This window comes from Dehalobacter sp. 12DCB1 (assembly GCF_004343605.1).
Classification (GTDB): domain Bacteria; phylum Bacillota; class Desulfitobacteriia; order Desulfitobacteriales; family Syntrophobotulaceae; genus Dehalobacter.
On record NZ_POSF01000013.1, the window covers coordinates 68410 to 87615 of the forward strand.

Below are 19206 nucleotides of genomic sequence, written 5' to 3' on the forward strand. Positions count from 1 at the left end.
TTAACTGAGTCGGTAGGATAGCAGAAACTCAGACTTCAGACGCTATTCTCCTGGCTCTTTTTTCTGCTTCGCGGCAAATTTTCTGTTCATCAAGTGTCAGTAGTATCCTGTCTTCCATCAGAATCTTTCCACCGACAATTACCGTTCTGACATCCCCACCCCTGGCACAGTAAACCAAGTGCGAAGGTATTGAGAACCTTGGATAGAAATGCGGCTGATCAAAGTCAATCGAAACCATATCTGCTTTATAGCCGGGCTGAAGTTTTCCTAGATTCTCCAATCCTGCCACGGCTGCTCCTCCGGCCGTTGCCATTTTCAGGACTTCATAGGCTTTGAGGTCTTCAGGGGAGCCAACCAGTTTTTGCTGGAAGGAAGCCGAACGCATTTCCCCGAACATATCGAGGTCATTATTGCTGGAAGTACCGTCTGTTCCAAGTCCGACAGCAATTCCCCGCTTAAGCATTTCTGGAATCCGTGCTGTTCCGCTGCTCAGCTTCATATTGCTTTCCGGGTTGTGGGCAACCCCTATGTTGTACTTTTTAAGAATATCCAGTTCGGCATCATTCAGGTAAACACAGTGGGCAGCAATAATCTGCCCTCCCAATATACCCTGCTCTTCCAGCCAGAAGAGCGGCGTTGTTCCATATCTCTCCCTGATCGTAGCGAGTTCGGATTCTGTCTCCGCGAGATGGATGTGGATGCCGGTCCCTAACCTATCGGCCTCCTGTTTTACAGTTAACAGAAATTCTCCTGAACAGGTATATGGGGCATGCGGGCCAAACATGATCTTGATCCGTCCGTCCCCAGCGTTATGATATTTCCGGAATAATTCAATATTTTCCTGCAGCGATTTGTTGCCGGCTTCTTTGTTGTGCTCAATCATACCGCGGGACAGCAATGCTCTGGTTCCTGATTCCAAAACTGCTCTGGCCGTTTCTTCTTCACTGATATACATATCCGCCATGGTCGTCGTGCCGGAACGGAGCATCTCACAAAGAGCAAGCGAACTCCCCCAGTAGATATCTTCCGGTGTCATTTTATCTTCAAAAGGCCAGACCTTTTCCTGCAGCCAGGGCATGAGCGGCATATCATCGGCATAGCCGCGCAGCAGCGTCATTGCAGCATGCGTGTGCGTGTTAATAAGTCCGGGCATCACAACATGGTTCGTTAAATCCAGAACCCTATCCGGATTAAAACCGGCCGGGGCTGTTCCTCTCTCCCCAACAGAAACAATACGGTCCCCGTCTATCGCAATTTCTCCCTGCGGATAAAAATCCTGCACGCCGGTCATGGGCAAAATCATCGCTCTGATTAGATACCTGGACATTGGGTTACCTTCTTTCTCTTCTTAGATCATTTTGCTCCTGTTTGCAGAAAAAAACGGCTTAAATGAACCTGTACAAAAATCCATTTCAGCCGAATGTTTTTTCTGTTTCGTGTTATCTTACCAGCATCTTCACCATATTCACAGAGTAGGGCGGGGATATGATCCCTTTTTCCGTAATAATCCCGGTAATATATTTTGCCGACGTGATATCAAAAGCAGGATTGTACACACTGACTTCATCGGGAACAATCCGTACGCCCATGATTTTCCGAATTTCCTGATCGTCCCGCTCTTCCACAGGGATCCCATCCCCGCCGGATATTTTCAAATCGATGGTCGTTGTCGGTGCCGCTACATAAAATGGAATTTGATGAGCAGCAGCCAACACGGCCAGCGAATAAGTTCCGATCTTGTTAGCGGTATCACCGTTAGCGGCGATGCGGTCCGCCCCTACGATAACCATATCAACTTTCCCCTGCTGCATCAAATAGCCGGCCATATTATCCGTAATCAATGTCAGCGGGATCTGATCCTGAAGAAGCTCCCAGGCCGTTAATCTGGCCCCCTGTAAAAGAGGTCTCGTTTCGCCTGCAAAGACATGAATCTTTTTCCCGGATTCATGTGCAGTCCTAATAATTCCCAGTGCTGTTCCAAATTCAACCGTGGCAAGACTGCCCGTATTACAGTGCGTCAGGATATTTGCTTTTTCCGGAATCAGCGTGTTACCATATTCCCCAATACGTTTATTCATTCTACGGTCATCTTCAGCAATTTCATTTGCTTCATTGATTAAAGCTGCCCGAATATTTCCGATATCAGTCATATTCAGAAATTCTCTAAATTTATCTTCCATTTTTCTAAGTGCCCAAAAAAGGTTTACAGCAGTTGGACGTGTTCCTTCCAAAACGACCCGAACCTCATCCATATAATCTTTAAAGTCTTGACCGCTTCCGCGGTATTCGACAGCCCCCAGCGCAAAGCCGTACGCTGCAGCCGCCCCGATTGCCGGAGCCCCGCGAACTTCCATATGCTTTATTGCTTCTGCTACTTCTTTGTAAGAATGTACTTCGCGGTATTGTTCGACAAACGGCAATTTCGTCTGATCGAGTATCAACAAATGATCTCCCTGCCATTGAAGCGCTTTCACACGATTTCCGCCTTTCTTAAGAAAACTTGGCTGGTGTCTAACCTTTAAAACAAGCCTGCTTCTCTGTTTCCGGTAGCACAGTAACACCGCTGGTCATGATCCATGATCTTACAGGTGCTTTCCACCAATGCTGCCACAGTTTTGCTCAACAAGTCCATAGTAGCGATTACTTCGGCATGTGTCAATGGGTCTTTTTTAATACCCGCAGCCTGATTGGTTACGAGGGCCATGGTCGCATAGCACATTCCAAGTTCCCTGGCCAAAACCACTTCTGGAACGCCTGTCATTCCTACCAGATGCCCGCCGAGCATCCGGAACATGCTTATTTCCGCTGGAGTTTCAAAGCGAGGGCCTTCGGTACAGACATAGACCCCGCCGTTTTTGACGTGTAAACCAAATCCTGCAGCACCTTCTATAATATGATTACGCACATCGGAACAGTAAGGTTCCGATACATCAACATGCAGGACACCCTGTTCTCCGCCCTCAAAAAAAGTGGCAGGGCAGCTTTTTGTAAAATCGAGAAACTGATCTGGCAAGACAATATCACCAATCTGATAATTTTCAGATATTGAACCTACTGCGCCTGTTGCCAGAATTTTTTTCACACCCATTTTCTTGAGGGCCCAGATATTAGCCCGATAGTTAATCAGGTGAGGCGGGCAGGAATGCTTTACCCCATGTCGTTTCAGAAAAATTATTCCCGTACCGCCGATGAACCCTTCAGTCAGTTGAGCAAAACCAAACGGCGTTTCAACTACCTTCTCGTTCATATCGTCAAGCATCAGATCCTCGATGCCGGTACCACCAATCAGTGCAAAATCCAAGCGTTATTCCTCCTTAGAACGGTCAAATAACGCCCGAGCAAATTCCCTCGGTTCGAAAGGTCGTAAATCTTCTGCACCTTCGCCGATTCCAATCAATTTAACCGGTATATCCGCTTCATTGCGGATCCCCAGGATTACGCCGCCTTTGGCCGTCCCGTCCAGCTTGGTAAGTATGATTCCAGTAACATTCACTGCTTCTTTAAACAGCTTCGCCTGCTGGATGGCATTTTGTCCGGTCGTCGCATCAAGTACTAGCAACACCTCATGCGGGGCATCAGGGACTTCGCGTTCGACCACCTTTTTGATCTTGGTTAATTCTTTCATTAGATTCACTTTATTATGAAGTCTCCCGGCGGTATCGATTAAGAGGACATCTGCATTCCGGGATTTTGCAGCATGAAGCGCATCAAAAGCCACCGCAGCGGGATCAGCCCCCTCCGATTGTTTAATGACCTCTGCTCCGGATCGTTCGCCCCATACTTCCAACTGCTCGATCGCTGCTGCCCTGAAGGTATCCCCTGCCGCCAGTAAAACTTTTTTGCCTTGGCCCTGCAGATTTTTAGCCAGCTTGCCGATTGTCGTCGTTTTTCCTACACCGTTGACGCCAACAATCAGATAGACAGTGGGCTTGGAAAATGAAAAAGACAAGGAGCTCTCTTCGCCCAATAGCGCAGTAATATGTTCCTGCAGTACATCCTTCAACACGGAGCGGTCGTTAATTTTTTGTTCTTTGACGGATGCACGCAGCATTTCAACCAACTTCAGTGTAGTATTGACACCTACATCTGATTGAAGTAGAATCTCTTCCAATTCTTCATAAAGATCTTCATCTATTTTGCCTGAGCCGGTAAAGAGCTGTTCAACTTTGCCGACAAAACCTTCTCTGGTTTTGGTCAAGCGCTCTTTAAGTCTGGAAAATATCCCCGCCACTTCATCTTCTCCTATCAAAGCAATATTTGCACAACTGAAATTTTAGCACACTCGGTTAATTCTAACAACTCAGCCCATTCGGCCAACCCCGAGGCTGGAACATACATTCTGAAATTTATTTACAAGCTATTAAATTAATCTTGGGTAAGTCTGGTGGCCACAATACCGCTTTCCGGCCGTTGCGTCCTCCATGGCCCGTCGCTCCTTGCCATCCATGGCATCACGACATTAGTCCATCCATGGCCGTCAAAAGGCCGCGGTGCGCTATCCTGCTCCGCTCACAGCGGAACTGTGGCCGCCAGACTGATCATAGGGTCATTTAAGCATGTCTGCATGCCAGAATGCAGCTCATGTTTTGTATGGTATTTCCCTATGTTTTACTAGTCCCACGACTCCGAATAACACTAGCTTAAAAAAACTTTGACTTACTCCAAATTAAGTCTCCGTGATGGATAGCCAGCGTCAAGCGGAGCATGGAGTGCGGAGCGCGGCTTTTTGTGCCATGGATGGCACAACAGCCGAAAGCGGCTATCCATCATGGAGACTAACCCAAGCAAAATACTTTTAAATTGCCGGGGCCTCTATTCTGTCTTCGAGCTCAACAGTCAAAAGCTTCGATACGCCTGATTCTTCCATAGTGATTCCATACAGCCTGTCCGCGGATTCCATGGTTCCCCTGCGGTGCGAAATAATGATAAACTGCGTATGTTTGGATAGTTTACGCAGATACTGCACAAATCTTTTGACATTGACTTCATCCAGTGCCGCCTCGATCTCATCCAGGAGGCAGAACGGACTTGGTTTGACTTTCAAGAACGCAAACAGCAAAGCAATCGCTGTAAAGGACCTCTCCCCACCTGACAGAAGCGACAGGAGCTGTGGCCTTTTACCCGGGGGCTGGGCCATAATCCTAACTCCCGTCTCCAGAAGATTGTCCGGTTCATCGAGCAACAGTTCAGCTTGTCCGCCGTTGAAAAGCTGTTTGAATACTTCTTTGAACGCTTCATTGACGGCCGTGAAGCCTTCCTGAAAACGTTCGATCATACGCTTATCTAGTTCCCCAATCAGCTCTTGAAGTGTCCTTCCGGCCTCATCCAGATCATTTTTCTGGGCGGACAGGAATTTAAATCGTTTTAACGTTTCCGGGTATTCCTCAAGGGCTGTATAATTTACGGGTCCGAGTTCTTCAATTTTTTGTTTATAAAAAGCAATCTTCTCCTGTAGAACGTCTTTCTTTTCAGGCGAAAGATAGCTTAACGCATCTTTCCAGGCCAAGTGGTATTCTTCCTGAAGGCGGTCATTTCCGGACTCCCATTCACCTTGCCAGCGGGCAATCCTGAGCTCATTCTGGTGAATCTGCTGTTCCATGTCCCTGGCCTGACTCCGCAGCATCTGAATATCCTGTTCCTGCTTGAGATTATTCGCTGAGAAAGATTCTTTTTCCCTGCGCAGTTCGATAAGCTTGAACTTCTGGGCATTGATTTGAACCGTGTATTCCTTAACACTATCTTCCTGTTGTTCCTTGCCTGAATACAGTTCCTGCTCAGCCTGTTGAAGCCCCACAATCTCCTTATTCTTTTCTGCGATCAGGTCCTTATTAACCAGAATCCGCTCATTTTCCTCAGTGATCTGCTGAATGATCTGGTTAAACTCCTGCTCCGATCTAGCAGCCTCAACTTTGGCCGCAGTCATTTTTTCCGAGATCTCCTGAGCCTCTGAAGTTTTTTCTTTCAGCAGTTGTTCCTGCTCGGTCTGCTCTGACTGCAGAGCCAGAATCTTCTGTTCTGTTTCGTTCAGCAATTGTCCGGTTCCTTCATATTTGGCAGCCAATCCTGTCAGTTCACTGCGGACTTCATCCAGCTCATACCGGATGACCCGGAAATCCTGTTCCAGCCGGTTCATTCTTTCCTCGTGGTGTTTGCTATCCACATCAATGATATCTTTGGCCCCATTAATTTTCAGCAATTCCATATCAATGGTTTCTTTTGTTTCCCCGAGGCCCTCTATTTCTTTCTTTATGGCAGCATATCGCTGCCTCTTTTCTTCCAGTTCGACCTGCATATTCTTAGTCTTTACAGACAGTTCCTCAATTTCTCTTGCTCTGCTTAAGAGACCGCTGCTTTGAGATCTTGTGCTTCCGCCGGTAAGCGATCCGCCGATGTTGACCTGGTCACCCAAGAGTGTCACTACCCTAACTCGGTATTGGTTAGCTTTGGCCAGCTCAATCGCACAATCCAGATTGTCTGCAACTAGAATTCTACCAAGCAGCGACTCCATAATATCTTTAAAACGCGGATCAAACTTAACCAGATCAACCGCCAACCCCTGGAAGCCGTGATGCCGCGTTTTGTCATCAAGGGATTGCCTCGTTCCGCGGATTGCATCCAAAGGCAGGAAAGTGGCTCGGCCGCTGTTCGTCCTTTTCAAGTACTCAATACACTTTTTCCCGTCCTCGGTTTTTTCCACAATAATGTTCTGCAGAGAACTCCCTAAAGCAGTTTCCACTGCAAGCTCATATTTGGCCTCTACTTCGATATTGTCGGCAACTGTACCAAATATAGTCTCACAGGGTATTTGACCCTTCCGGTAAGCCAGAACCGTCTCCTTGACGCCTCTGTTATAGCCCTCTAGACTGTCCTGAAGTGTATGGAGGGCATGAAGTCTCGCCCCGGTCTGGTCAATTTTACGTTGAAGCTCCGAGCACATCGCCTCCGCATTTTGCTGTTCCAACCTGATATTTTGGATCGTCTTCCTTATATTTTCTATTTTTCCTAGAAGTTCGATCTCTCTGGCTTCCAGTTTTTGTTTTTCCTCGATTTGGGCAGTAATTTCCTGAAGAACAGATTCCTTCTCAGCTTCTTTGGCTTTAATATTTCGCGTATATTGTTTTTCTTGTTGAAGAAAAGCTTCTTTCTTTTGATTGATTTCAGCAATTTCACTAGCCAGTTTACTTTTGTTAGAAAGTTCTTCAAAGATTTCCGTTTTCAACTCTTCCAGACGTGCTTCCCCGCTTAACTTCCGAAGCTCTTCCAGCTGTTTTTCTTTTTCTCTTAAATCCCTCGCAGCATTTTGGAGGATTTCCTGCAGAAGTGTTTGCTTCGCAGTAAAGTTTTCTTTTTTTTCAACGGATGCGGCCAGCGTTTCCTGTGCGGACGCCAGTTCTTTTTGCAGGCGCCCAAATTGTTCCTGAATATAGCCGCTTCTCTCGGAAAGCAAAGATAATTCGTGCTCTGCTTCGTTCATTTTATTTTCGAGGGCGTATATTTCCCCCTGGAGGTCCTGAACGTGTTGTTCCAATTGATTTAGTTCATACCTGCCGCGTACGCTTAGGTTTTCTTCTTCATTGACCCTCGTTGTCAGCGCCGTAAATTCCTGACGTAGCGTTTCTTCGGAGGTCTGGGCATTGGTCAGCTTACTGTGTATATCAGAAAGTTCATTAACAATTAAATTAATCTCGAGCTTTTCCAATCCTGAAGTTAATTCCTTGCTTGTCTTGGCTGTTTCGGCTTGTTCGGCTAACGGCTCGATTCTAGCTTCAACTTCGGCAATAATATCTCTCAGCCGATCGACATTTTGCCGGGTATCTTCAAGCTTTCTCAGAGCTTCTCTCTTGCGCAGGCGGAACTTACTAATGCCGGCGACTTCTTCAATCAGGAGACGCCTTTCATCAGATTTCAGATTCAGGATCTCTTCAATCCTGCCCTGTCCGATAATTGAAAATCCTTCTTTTCCTGAGCCGGTATCAAGAAAAAGTTCCTGGATATCTTTTAACCTGCAAGGCGTCCGGTTAATAAAATACTGCCCTTCTCCATCCCGGTAAACCCGGCGGGTGATGACAACTTCCTCATAATCCAGCGGAAAGAGACCTGAAGAATTATCAAAGAGCAGAGATACTTCCGCCATCCCTACAGGCCTACGGGACGAGCTTCCGGAAAAGATGACATCTTCCATTTTGCTTCCGCGGAGACTCTTGGCACTTTGTTCGCCAAGCACCCAGCGTACAGCATCAGCGACGTTGCTCTTGCCGCTGCCGTTTGGTCCGATAATGACGCTCATGCCCGGCTGCAGGTCAATTTTTATTTTATCTGCAAAAGACTTAAATCCCTGAATATGAATCGATTTGAGAAATAATTCCGCGTCCATTCCGGGTATCACTAATTTATACCTCCCATGCTTTCAGCGCAAAACGGGCTGCCTGCTGCTCTGCTTCTTTTTTGGTCTTACCGATTCCTGTTCCCTGCAGTTCACCATGAAGATAGACACCTGCGGTAAATCGTTTATCGTGATCAGGTCCTGTCTCTTCGATAATCCTGTAGTAAACCTCATATTCCTTCTTTTGCGCTTTTTCCTGAAGCATGGTTTTGAAATCTCCATAATTTCCTTCGTTAAGTTCCAGAATCTCTGGAACAAGCATGTCAAGTATGAATTTACGAACTTTTTCAAAGCCATACTGCAAATAAATCGCTCCGATGACTGCCTCCAGCGCATCGGCAATGATGGATGGCCTGTCCCTGCCGCCGGAGGACTGTTCCCCTTTACCCAGAAACAGTGCCTGACCCAAGTTAATACTGCGGGCTTTTCTGGCCAGCGTCGTTTCATTAACGACTGCAGCTCTCATTTTGGTAAGCTCGCCTTCAGGCTTATCCGGATAGTTCTGATAGAGATACTCGCCAATGATGAAATCCAAAACTGCATCGCCTAAAAACTCCAGCCGCTGATTATTTTCCAACCCGCTGTTGGGATTTTCAAAGGTGAAAGAAGGATGCGTCATCGCTGTAAAAATCAGTTCGCTTTGCAGGTTTTCCAACCCTAACTGGCTAATAAAGGATTCAACTTCTCCCGTTTGTTCAAGGTATTTATTCCGGGAGCTCTTGTGAAAATAAGCGCGGCGGTTTCTTTTGACCATGTATTACTCCTTTCATCCTAAATGAGTTAAAAGCCCCGTAGTAGTCTAACTACGGGGCCTCGAAACTAGGCTTATTGGTTCTCTTGTACATACTTCACAACATCAGCAATGGACTGAATATTTTCCACCTCTTCATCGGCAATATCAAGGTTAAATTCCTCTTCAAGTGCCATGACAAGCTCAACAATATCCAGTGAATCTGCGTTTAAAGCTTGGAATGTTGTGGTAGGAGTGATTTCATCTTCGCCTACTCCCAGTTGATCAATAACAATTGCTTTTACCTTTTCGTATACATCCATTTATGCCACCCCCTCTCAGGTAGTTTTATTTCTTACCCTATTATTCTGAGCAGTAAAGCCTTTTATTCAGAATTGTACCAGTATTTATCAATAATGCAAGCAACTTTTTCATGACAGCAATCTATTTTTGCATACTTTTTTCTAAACCATCGGCAATTTTTTCGATAATTTGTCCTTGGATACATTCTTTAGCTACACGGACAGCATTGAAAATAGCATTCTCTTTAGAACTTCCGTGACAGATAATGCTTGTACCGTTCACGCCGAGAAGCGGGGCTCCACCGTACTCAGAATAATCCAGCATGTGTGCAATTTCTTTTAATCCTGGTTTAACCAGCATTGCTCCTATTTTCCTGGTAGTACTCGTTGTAATTTTCTGCTTAATCAGCTGGAAAAGCGATGACGACATTCCTTCAATGGTTTTTAGTACGATATTACCGACAAAAGCATCACAGACAATCACGTCTGCAGTCCCATAGGGAATGTCCCTGCCTTCAATATTTCCGACAAAATTCAGGGAAGATTGTTTTAACAAGTCATAAGCAGACTGAACAAGTTCGTTCCCTTTGCCCTCTTCACTGCCGATATTCAGAAGAGCGACCTTAGGACTTTTAAGTCCCAGAATCTTTTCAGCATAGATGCTTCCCATCATCGCATACTGCAGAAGGTTTTCCGGTTTTGCATCCGGATTGGCACCGACATCAAGAAGCAGTTTTCCGCCTTGGAGCGTCGGCAGAACCGTGCAGATCGCAGGCCGGTTGATTCCTTTAATTCTGCCTAAGCCCAACAAAGCTGAAGCCATCTGCGCTCCGGTGCTGCCTGCTGACACCAAGGCATCCGCATATCCTTCTTTCACGAGTCTCGTGGCTACGACAATAGAGGCATCTTTCTTTTTCTTAATCGCGGCAGCCGGATGTTCATCCATTTCAATGACTTCGAAACATTCATAAATCTCAATAGTGCCTTTTAAGTCTTCAGGTATATGTAAGTCTATCTTGTCTTTCTGTCCGACAAGGATAATCTGGATATCCGGAAGAACCTTAGCCGCCTTTAAGGCGCCTTTGACAATCTCTCCGGGCGCATGATCTCCGCCCATAGCATCAATGGCAATTTTCATTCATGACATCCCCCCTTCTCTCATTATATACAGAAAACTTGGCTGACGCCAAGCTTTGATCTGTTTTTTCGAGAATTTCTAACTTATTATTCACCCATGGAGATGACTTCTTTGCCATTGTAATAGCCGCAATTTGCACAAATATGATGCTGAAGCTTCTGTTGATGGCACTGGGGGCATTCCACAAGGTTAGGAACGGATAGCTTATCCATTGCTCTGCGCCTGCGGACTCTAGATTTGGATTGTTTATTTTGATGAACACCCACTGATATTACACCCCCTTATTCCATTTGGATAATATTTCTAAGCGAGGATCGATATCCTCAGTAGAGCACGCACACGGATTCACATTGCGGTCAGCGCCGCATTTCAGACAGAGACCTCTGCAATCTTCAGAACATAAAAACTTAAAAGGCAGCTGCAGCAGCATATGTTCTACAATCCTGTCGTCAATCGGAAACTCGTCCTTTTCGAAAACCAGAATGCTGTCGTCTTCAGCTTCAGAAGCAAACTCCGCCGGAACCCATTCATCTTCGAAAGCAATCTCCAGATTATACGAAAATTCTTTCAGACACCTGGAACAGATGACAGCAATCACAGACGATATTTTCCCATTCACCAAGAGCGATTTGCCGACATTTTCAGTTTTTAGTTCCACTTCAAGCGGGGCTAAGAAACGATAAGACTCATTTCCGAGCTGTAGAGGTGGAAAACTTTCTTCATGGAACTTAAAAGTCTTTGACCCACCCTCGGCCCGCCTTACTTGAAATACATTGACGATCACCAGCAATCACCTCGATATGCAACAACTGTAATTATAGTTATCACTTTTTTCTTTGTCAAGAAAGGATTACATCTTCCGGATGATTTCCTCCGTATCCAAGGCAATCATGAGTTCTTCATTTGTCGGGATGACCATGACCTTGCATTTGGCTCCCGACTTGGAAATGTCCACTTCCTGTCCGCTGGCCGCTTCATTTTTCTCATCGTCAATACTGACGCCGATGCAGCCCAGCGTATCACAGATTGACCGGCGAATTAAAGGAGAGTTTTCTCCCAGTCCTGCTGTAAATATGATCCCGTCGACACCGTCAAGAATTGCAGCATAGGCTCCAATGTATTTCTTAACGTCATGAACAAAAACATCCAGGGCAAGTTGGGCACGGTAATTGCCTTCGTCAGCAGCTTTCTGCAAATCACGGAAATCACTGCTGACTCCCGAAAGGCCAAGTACGCCGCTTTTTTTGTTTAACAGCGCATTGACTGCGTCCCCGGAGATCCTTTCTTTTTTCATGATAAACGGAACAATAGCCGGATCAAGATCGCCCGACCGGGTGCCCATCATCAGCCCCTCCAACGGTGTAAACCCCATGGAATTTTCAACTGATTTTCCGTTTTTTATAGCCGTAAGCGAAGATCCGTTACCTAGATGGCAGCTGATCAGCTTTAACTTTTCCAGCGGTTTATCCATGACCACCGCAGCCCGCTGGCTGACATACTTATGGGAGGTTCCATGGAAACCATATCTGCGGATCTTGTACTTTTCATACAGTTCGTAAGGTATCCCGTAGATATAAGCTTCCGGAGGCATCGTTTGATGGAAAGCCGTATCAAACACGGCAACTTGTGGTGTCTCGGACATCATCTGTTCGCAAGCGATAATTCCTGCCAGGTTGGCCGGATTATGAAGCGGTCCAAGTTCAAAACACTCTTCAATCGCCTGTTTGACCTCTTCATTCACAAGCACGGAGCCGGACACTTTTTCTCCGCCATGGAGTACTCTGTGCCCTATAGCATCAATTTCTTCCAATGACGCTAAAACACCAAAATTCGGATCGATCACAGCCTGTAAAACCAGTTTGATCGCAGCTGTATGATCCGGCAAATCAGCAACAATGACCTCTTTTTCTCCACCTTTCGGACGATGCGTAAGCATCGCTCCGGGAAGCCCGATTCTTTCCACCAGGCCTTTTGCCATCGCACTCTTCGTTTCCATATCCATCATCTGATATTTGAGCGATGAGCTGCCGCAATTTAGCACGAGAATCTTCACAAATTACACTCCTTTACTCTCTTCCACCAATCAAGATACATTGCCTATATAATATTGTATTTTTTTCTCTTTCTTATCTTTGTATACTCCGGTTATATAAATCACATATAGGAATACCCTAAATATGAGTGAAATAAAGTAAACAGTATATGAACTGATTATAAAGAGTCTATCATATCTTTGTGCCCTGTCAACCCCATTTTGGTGTTCCGTTCCTAAATACGCTAAAGGATGGTGACGGCTACCTTGCCATTCCTGAGAATCCTGGTCTTTTTAATCCTTGCCGTCTGTATGTTCATTTATCCTCAGGAAGTATTGAGTTCTGCCTCCAAAGGCTTAATGCTTTGGGCAAATTATATCTTGCCGGCCTTATTCCCATTCTTTATTGTCTCTGAACTTCTTCTGCAACTTGGCCTGGTCAACTTTTTAGGAGTTTTGCTCGAACCACTAATGCGTCCTGTTTTCCGTCTGCCGGGCAAAGCCTCTTTTGTTTTGGCCATGACACACACTTCGGGGATTCCGATCGGAGCGATATTGACATGCAAACTCAGGAAAAACGGAGAGATTACACGGATCGAAGGAGAAAGACTTCTTGCCTTTACCAGCAATCCCAGTCCAGGCTTTATGTTCGGGGCAGTGGCGTCGGGGATGCTTGGAAACCCTGCCCTGGGTATTATTATTGCAGGATCTGTATATCTCGCCAACCTGCTGGTCGGTTTAATTTTTCGTAATTATGGTGTTTCATCCGAAAAGGCTATTCCAAGAACGTATTTTTCCTGGAGAAAGGCTTTGCGTGAATTAAAAAACCTCCAACAAAACAACAAAACCATTGGCGCATTATTGGCTGATGCAGTCAGGGAAAGTACGTCAACGATTATCCTGGTTGGAGGATATATCATTTTTTTCTCTGTAATAACCCATCTTCTAACAGTAACGCATCTAAGCTCCGTTCTAGCCGACACATTCCATTTCCTCTCGGCCGGATCCATTTCTGTTATGGAAGCCAATGCCATCATCCAGGGATTCCTGGAAACCACCTTGGGATGTAATGCAGCCGTCCAGGCCTTTTCATCCCTGAACAGCAAGATTGGGGTCCTGGCCTTGCTGCTTGGATGGGGGGGGATTTCTGTTTTTGCACAAGTATCCAGCTTTACAGTGTCAACAGATCTTCGGCTTCTTCCATTTGTAGCCGGTAGAACCATCCATTCCTTTTTGGCGCTTTTGATCAGTCAGCTGCTGCTAAAACTCAGCGATATTCCAACCTCCAGCCTCCCTGCACAGCTAACTGGAGGGGATGCTTCCTGGCTGTTGTCCTTAAGATGGAGCAGCTTGTATTTTGGCCTATGTATTTTGACTCTGCTTTCCATTGTCTTCATCATTAGAATATGGGAAAAAGTGCACCATCATTAAAGATAACTTGTTTATTCCTGCTCCATGGTCTGGACCCGTTCATCCCAGCGAGCCATGGCATTTAATTCTTCCCGGCTGGCTTTGATAGATTGAAAAGCCTCTCCCATTTTTGATTCAATATCCCGAAGCAGATCATCGGAATATTTCAAAGCGCCTAATTTTACTTCTCGAGAATACTGCTGCGCCTTTAAGACAATTTCCTCGGCATAGGCCCGGGCTTGAGCAACAATTTCATTTTCCTGAAGCAACTGGTCAGCCTGTTTTTGCGCCCGGTCTACGATTCTCTGCCCATCGCTGCGGGCTTCTTCCATATAGCGGTCTCTTTCAGCCAAAACATAATTCGCCTGTTTGATTTCCTCAGGCAGAACGGAACGTATTCCATCCAATATTTCTAATACTGTTTCTTCATCAACCATAATCTTGCCGGTTAAAGGCACCTTGGTTCCATGGTCAAGTACTTCTTCCAACTGTTCAATGAGATCAATCAAATGATTTTCCAAAGGAATTATCCCTCCTCATGCTCTTCTTTATTCTGAATAAACCATAACCTGGTATCTCCATATTCTCTTGTTAACCTTATTTCCAGAGGGTCTATTGCATCATCAATGGTTTCTTCTGTAGAAGTTTCAATGATAATAACCCCACCGGGATTTAAGATAGGGTGCGTCTGCAAATAGGCAAGCGCCATGTCGGCCAGTCCCCGCCGATAAGGCGGATCAAGAAAAATTAAGTCAAAGCTTTCCTGAGCTGCCTGTTTAAAAAAATTCATTGCATCCATCCGTAGTATGCTGGTCCTTGGAAACGCTCCGAGAATCTCGGCATTCTTTCTGATTGTCTCCAGCGCTGAAGTGTCTTTCTCAACCAGAACAGCATGACGGGCCCCCCTAGACAAAGCTTCAAAAGAAAGGTTTCCAGTTCCCGCAAAAAGATCCAGGACTCTGGCACTCATTACCTTGCCGGCAAGAATATTGAAAATCGCCCCTTTGACTTTAGCGGAAGTGGGACGGGTATCCATGCCTTTTACAGTTTTTAAATTTCGTCCTTTCCATTGTCCTGAAATAATTCGCACGATGTTTAATCCTCTGGATATGATGTCTTTACTTTATCCTTTTATTATACAATGATCTAACCTGATTTAAATATTTTCTTACAGGATACTTCCATTTTTTTAGTATATCATATCTGATTCCAAACGAAAAACATATTATTCCGTTCCAGAACCTAATGAATCTCCAACTTGAATCTCCAACCAATATTCTATCTGATAATCAATTTAAATTTTCCACTTTATCTTTCAACCATTAATCTTTCATGATTTGAATATCTGTGTTAAAAATCCAACATACTAAAACAGATTTAAAAAGGAGCTGCTGCCGAAATGAAATTATCGAACAAATCAAGCTTTCTAAAAAAAATGAATATTTATCTCGACCTTGCAGTGGAAGCCCATGACTTGCTGCGGGGAGAAAGTGGCCAGGAGATAGCAGGCGTCATCATGAAGAAAGAGGAATTTCAAGAGGCAACTGTCACTGCAATCGAAATCACAAATGCCAAAGGCGAAAAAGAATTGGGCAGGCCTAAAGGAAATTATATTACAATTGATGCTCCGGATATCAAAGAAAACAATTACCAGCAGCACAATAAAATCGTTGCAATATTAGCAAGGCATCTCGCCGGATTGTTTAACTTTAAGGAAGATACCAGTTTTCTGATTGTTGGTCTTGGCAACTGGCAGGCGACTCCAGACGCACTTGGGCCCAAAGTTGTCGAGAAGATCATGGTCACCCGTCACCTTTTTCATTATACCCCCGAAGAAATGGAGGGGAAAATGCGCCAAGTGTCAGCGATATCACCTGGTGTGCTTGGATTGACCGGAATTGAAACGGCGGAGGTAATCCGCGGACTGGTTGAACACGTCCGTCCGGATTACGTGATCGCGATCGATGCCCTGGCCGCAGGTGCACTGGATAGAATCGGCACAACCATTCAATTAGCGGATACTGGGATCAATCCTGGTTCCGGAATTGGTAATCAACGTAAAGGGCTTAATGAAGAAACCCTTGGCTGCAAAGTCATTGCTATCGGCGTTCCGACTGTTGTCAATGCTGCAATCATCGCGCATAAGACCATCGAAGAGCTTTTTGAACAAATGGAAGCTGAACCTTCCCTAGCCGAAATCTATCAACAGGAAAATGAACAGGTCTTGATGAATGTCATGCAAAAAGCCTTATCACCTTACGAGGACAGTCTGATGGTGACACCCAAGGAGGTCGATGAGTTAATTGAAAGAAGCGCCAAAATTATTGCTGCAGCGATCAACCAGAGCATTCATCCCGGAATTGACAGCCATAATTTTGAGACCTACCTCCATTAAACAATCTACTTTTTAAATCGACCCGAATAACGATAGTGATCATAAGAGGAAGATTATTCCTCTACCGTTAACAAAAAGCCTTTTGTTGCAGTATTGATATCATCAATCTGAATGCTTCAACAAAAGGTTTTTTTATTCCATATCTCGTTATTTTTTATTCGTCATTCTTTATTCTTTATTCGTTATGTCTTCTTTGTTTTTACTTTTGATCTTTGTTTTTTTTGAGGAAGACCCATCTCTTGAGCAATTTCATATTTAAGGTTTTCCAGTTCACTTGCCGTATCATTTTTTACATCTGTCATATTCTCTGCCCCCTTGAAAGTTTTGCATCAATCCGTGACTGGAATGCTGCCGACAAGGAATAGTATGAGCCTGTGCAAAAAAAATCATACATACTGTGACTTGTTCATCGTATAAAATTACTCCCAGCACTAATTCACTCCGATTTTTTCTTTGGGATAAAGACGATTGACCTCCTGATAGACTTTTTGGTATTTTTGAGGATCTTTCAGAACCTTCTGAAGCAGTTGATAGGCTTTTTCAACCAGTCTTCCGTCAGTTCCCAGATCTGTAAGCTTTAACTCTGGCACGCCATGCTGACGAAGCCCGAGCAGCTCTCCTGGGCCCCGGATCTTCAGATCCTCCTCGGCAATCCGGAAACCGTCCTCTGTCTCACAAAGAATATTCAGCCGGGTACTGTCCCGGGTATTGCTAATCAGGAGACAATACGACTGTTCTTGTCCGCGTCCGACTCTTCCGCGGAGCTGGTGCAGCTGGGCAAGCCCAAATCTTTCAGCACCCTCAACCACCATCACAGATGCATTCGGTACATTGACTCCGACTTCGACGACAGTTGTCGTAACCAGAATATCAATCTCCCCGCGCCGGAAGCACTGCATGATCTCCTCTTTTTCCTGTCCTTTCATTCTTCCGTGCAGAAGCGCAACGTTACTTCCTTCAAAAGTCTGACTCAATTCATCAGCCTTTTGGGTTGCTGAAACAAAATCCGATTTTTCTGTTTCTTCGACAAGTGGACAAACCACATAAATCTGTCGACCCGCAGCGACATGCTGCTTCAGAAATTTTTCCATGCTGGAGCGGCTGCGGTCTGAAATTTTCCTGGTGATGACCGGCTTCCTGCCAATAGGCAGCTCGTCCAGCACCGAAAGCTGAAGATCGCCATATAAAGTCAGCGCAAGCGTCCTCGGGATCGGGGTAGCGGTCATAACCAAAACATGCGGGTTCCCTCCCTTGTCCTGTAATAGGGTCCGCTGTCTGACACCAAACCTGTGCTGTTCATCGGTAATGGCAAGACCGAGGGCGTTGAACCGGACGGATTCCTGAATGAGGGTCTGGGTTCCGACGACAACCTGGGCTTTTCCGCTCAAAATCTGTCCTAAGATTTGTTCCCTTTCAGGCTTACTTTGGTTTCCGACAAGGAATATCACTTTTACTCCTAAAGGTTCAAAAGCAACTTGCAGCGATTCATAGTGCTGTTGGGCAAGCACTTCAGTTGGCGCCATCATAGCGGCTTGATAACCCGAGCCCACAGCCTGCAGCAGGGCAGCCATCGCCACCACGGTTTTACCGGATCCAACATCGCCCTGAAGCAAACGGGTCATCGGCTTTTCTATGCTCCCCATATCCCGGAATATTTCCCGAATGACTCTTTGTTGGGCACCGGTCAGCCGGAAAGGAAGCCCGGAAACAAATTTTCGGACCAAAGCTCCGCCCTGGTTTAAAACCAGACCTTCTTTCTGAGGCCCGGGTGAACGAAGCCTAGACAGGGCCAGCTGAAGCAGAAGGATTTCCTCAACGACCAGTCTTTCACGTGCCTTTTTCAGTGTTTCTGCGGAGCGTGGAAAATGGATTTCTTTAATGGCTTGCCGCCGTTCCAGCAAATCATTCTCCTCATACGGAAGGAATTCGTCAAAGATTCGGTCAGCCTGTGGCAAAATAACCTGGATAATCTCCCGGATAGTTTTCGAATTGAGACGGGCTGTTTCTGAATATACAGGAACCATTTTTTGATCAGGACCCTCGTAAAGTCCTTTCCTGATTTCGGACACAAGTAATTCTGGGATCCTGGTGCGCCATTGTGCTTTTCCTGTCACAGTGACCTTTGTTCCGTCCGGATATTGTTTTGGTATATGCATTTGATTAAACCAGACGGCATGAATGCTTCTGCCGTCCTGTTCAATATTTAATTTGACGACCTTGACTCTGCCTTTGGTAACCTGGCTTCCAGTTACAATCCCATCAATCGTAACATACTCGCCATCCTGAATATCCTGAATCTGCCGTTTCAAGCGGATTTCATATTTGCGCGGATAATACCGCAGAAGATCCTCAGGGGTGAAAACCCCCATATTTTCTAACTGTTTGGCTCTTTGCGGTCCGACACCTTTGATATACTGCAGATTTTGGGGTTGACTGATGCTCGCTGTCTGAACTTTTAGGTTGGATAAGACCTTCTCTGTGGTACGAAAGGACCCTGATGTTTCTTTGGATGTTATTCCGTAGATTCCTCCAGAAGCTAGTCCAGGAGCATTTGAAGATGTTGTTTTATCCAGTAGTTCCTGGAGTTCACGCAATAAAGCCCGTCTTTTATACGGGCTAACTTCATGATACTCTTCTGCGATTCGCTGCATTGAGGCGAGGCTTTCCGCGGAAAAAAAACCGCCCAGTCCAGCAAGCGAATCCAGTAAAAAACTGCTAAAGCCGCCAACTGCACCTGTATCAATAAATCCCTGTTTTTCCTCGGCTTTCATCGCCCTATTTACACTGTTTCGCCAATGATCTGATTGCAGCACATT

17 protein-coding genes are annotated in these 19206 nt (G+C 45.5%); 2 read left to right on the forward strand and 15 right to left on the reverse strand.

From position 1 onward, the window contains the following. Positions 1-28: 28 nt before the first annotated feature. From C1I38_RS05715 to C1I38_RS05765, 11 genes are all read right to left on the reverse strand, one after another. Entirely contained in the window at positions 29-1327 is a 1299-nt protein-coding gene (locus C1I38_RS05715; RefSeq protein ID WP_119774291.1) for an amidohydrolase, read from the reverse strand. Positions 1328-1439: 112 nt separating this feature from the next. Continuing rightward, on the reverse strand, positions 1440-2474 hold the full coding sequence (gene mtnA / locus C1I38_RS05720) for an S-methyl-5-thioribose-1-phosphate isomerase (protein WP_119774292.1): 1035 nt from the start codon (positions 2472-2474) through the stop codon (positions 1440-1442). A 44-nt stretch (positions 2475-2518) separates the two neighbouring features. Then, positions 2519-3301 carry an S-methyl-5'-thioadenosine phosphorylase gene (gene mtnP / locus C1I38_RS05725; protein WP_119774293.1) on the reverse strand — a complete coding sequence of 261 codons (783 nt, stop codon included), beginning with the start codon at positions 3299-3301 and terminating at the stop codon, positions 2519-2521. A gap of 3 nt (positions 3302-3304) precedes the next feature. Further along, positions 3305-4231: a signal recognition particle-docking protein FtsY gene (gene ftsY, locus C1I38_RS05730; RefSeq protein ID WP_199698203.1), complete on the reverse strand. Its 927-nt coding sequence runs from the start codon at positions 4229-4231 to the stop codon at positions 3305-3307. A gap of 564 nt (positions 4232-4795) precedes the next feature. After that, on the reverse strand, positions 4796-8386 hold the full coding sequence (gene smc, locus C1I38_RS05735; protein ID WP_119774295.1) for a chromosome segregation protein SMC: 3591 nt from the start codon (positions 8384-8386) through the stop codon (positions 4796-4798). Between the two features lie 4 nt (positions 8387-8390). Next, positions 8391-9137 carry a ribonuclease III gene (gene rnc, locus C1I38_RS05740; protein WP_119774296.1) on the reverse strand — a complete coding sequence of 249 codons (747 nt, stop codon included), beginning with the start codon at positions 9135-9137 and terminating at the stop codon, positions 8391-8393. A 71-nt stretch (positions 9138-9208) separates the two neighbouring features. Beyond that, complete coding sequence (gene acpP / locus C1I38_RS05745; protein WP_015044197.1) at positions 9209-9436, reverse strand: acyl carrier protein; 228 nt, start codon at positions 9434-9436, stop codon at positions 9209-9211. Between the two features lie 121 nt (positions 9437-9557). Continuing rightward, positions 9558-10553 (reverse strand): phosphate acyltransferase PlsX, encoded by a 996-nt coding sequence (gene plsX / locus C1I38_RS05750; protein ID WP_119774297.1) that lies wholly within the window; start codon positions 10551-10553, stop codon positions 9558-9560. Between the two features lie 86 nt (positions 10554-10639). Beyond that, a complete protein-coding gene (gene rpmF / locus C1I38_RS05755) occupies positions 10640-10819 on the reverse strand; it encodes a 50S ribosomal protein L32 (RefSeq protein ID WP_015044199.1) in 180 nt (59 codons plus the stop codon). Positions 10820-10824: 5 nt separating this feature from the next. Next, the gene (locus C1I38_RS05760; protein WP_119774298.1) at positions 10825-11337 is read right to left on the reverse strand and encodes a DUF177 domain-containing protein; all 513 of its coding nucleotides are present in this window, start codon (positions 11335-11337) and stop codon (positions 10825-10827) included. Positions 11338-11403: 66 nt separating this feature from the next. After that, positions 11404-12606: an acetate kinase gene (locus C1I38_RS05765; protein ID WP_119774299.1), complete on the reverse strand. Its 1203-nt coding sequence runs from the start codon at positions 12604-12606 to the stop codon at positions 11404-11406. Between the two features lie 231 nt (positions 12607-12837). Here C1I38_RS05765 and ylbJ point away from each other — a divergent pair, with 231 nt between their 5' ends. After that, entirely contained in the window at positions 12838-14016 is a 1179-nt protein-coding gene (gene ylbJ / locus C1I38_RS05770) for a sporulation integral membrane protein YlbJ (protein WP_119774300.1), read from the forward strand. A gap of 11 nt (positions 14017-14027) precedes the next feature. Here the strand turns inward: ylbJ and C1I38_RS05775 are convergent, their stop codons facing one another. Beyond that, on the reverse strand, positions 14028-14516 hold the full coding sequence (locus tag C1I38_RS05775; RefSeq protein WP_020492803.1) for an ATPase: 489 nt from the start codon (positions 14514-14516) through the stop codon (positions 14028-14030). A gap of 5 nt (positions 14517-14521) precedes the next feature. Next, a complete protein-coding gene (gene rsmD / locus C1I38_RS05780; RefSeq protein WP_119774301.1) occupies positions 14522-15106 on the reverse strand; it encodes a 16S rRNA (guanine(966)-N(2))-methyltransferase RsmD in 585 nt (194 codons plus the stop codon). Positions 15107-15394: 288 nt separating this feature from the next. Here rsmD and gpr point away from each other — a divergent pair, with 288 nt between their 5' ends. Further along, positions 15395-16390: a GPR endopeptidase gene (gene gpr, locus C1I38_RS05785; RefSeq protein ID WP_020492805.1), complete on the forward strand. Its 996-nt coding sequence runs from the start codon at positions 15395-15397 to the stop codon at positions 16388-16390. 182 nt (positions 16391-16572) lie between these two features. Here gpr and C1I38_RS05790 read toward each other — a convergent pair whose 3' ends face one another. Both C1I38_RS05790 and recG read right to left on the reverse strand, forming a co-directional pair. After that, positions 16573-16692, reverse strand: a complete 120-nt coding sequence (locus tag C1I38_RS05790) for a small, acid-soluble spore protein, alpha/beta type (RefSeq protein WP_119774302.1) — start codon at positions 16690-16692, stop codon at positions 16573-16575. A 129-nt stretch (positions 16693-16821) separates the two neighbouring features. Then, on the reverse strand, positions 16822-19203 hold the full coding sequence (recG, locus tag C1I38_RS05795; protein WP_119774303.1) for an ATP-dependent DNA helicase RecG: 2382 nt from the start codon (positions 19201-19203) through the stop codon (positions 16822-16824). Positions 19204-19206 lie beyond the last annotated feature (3 nt).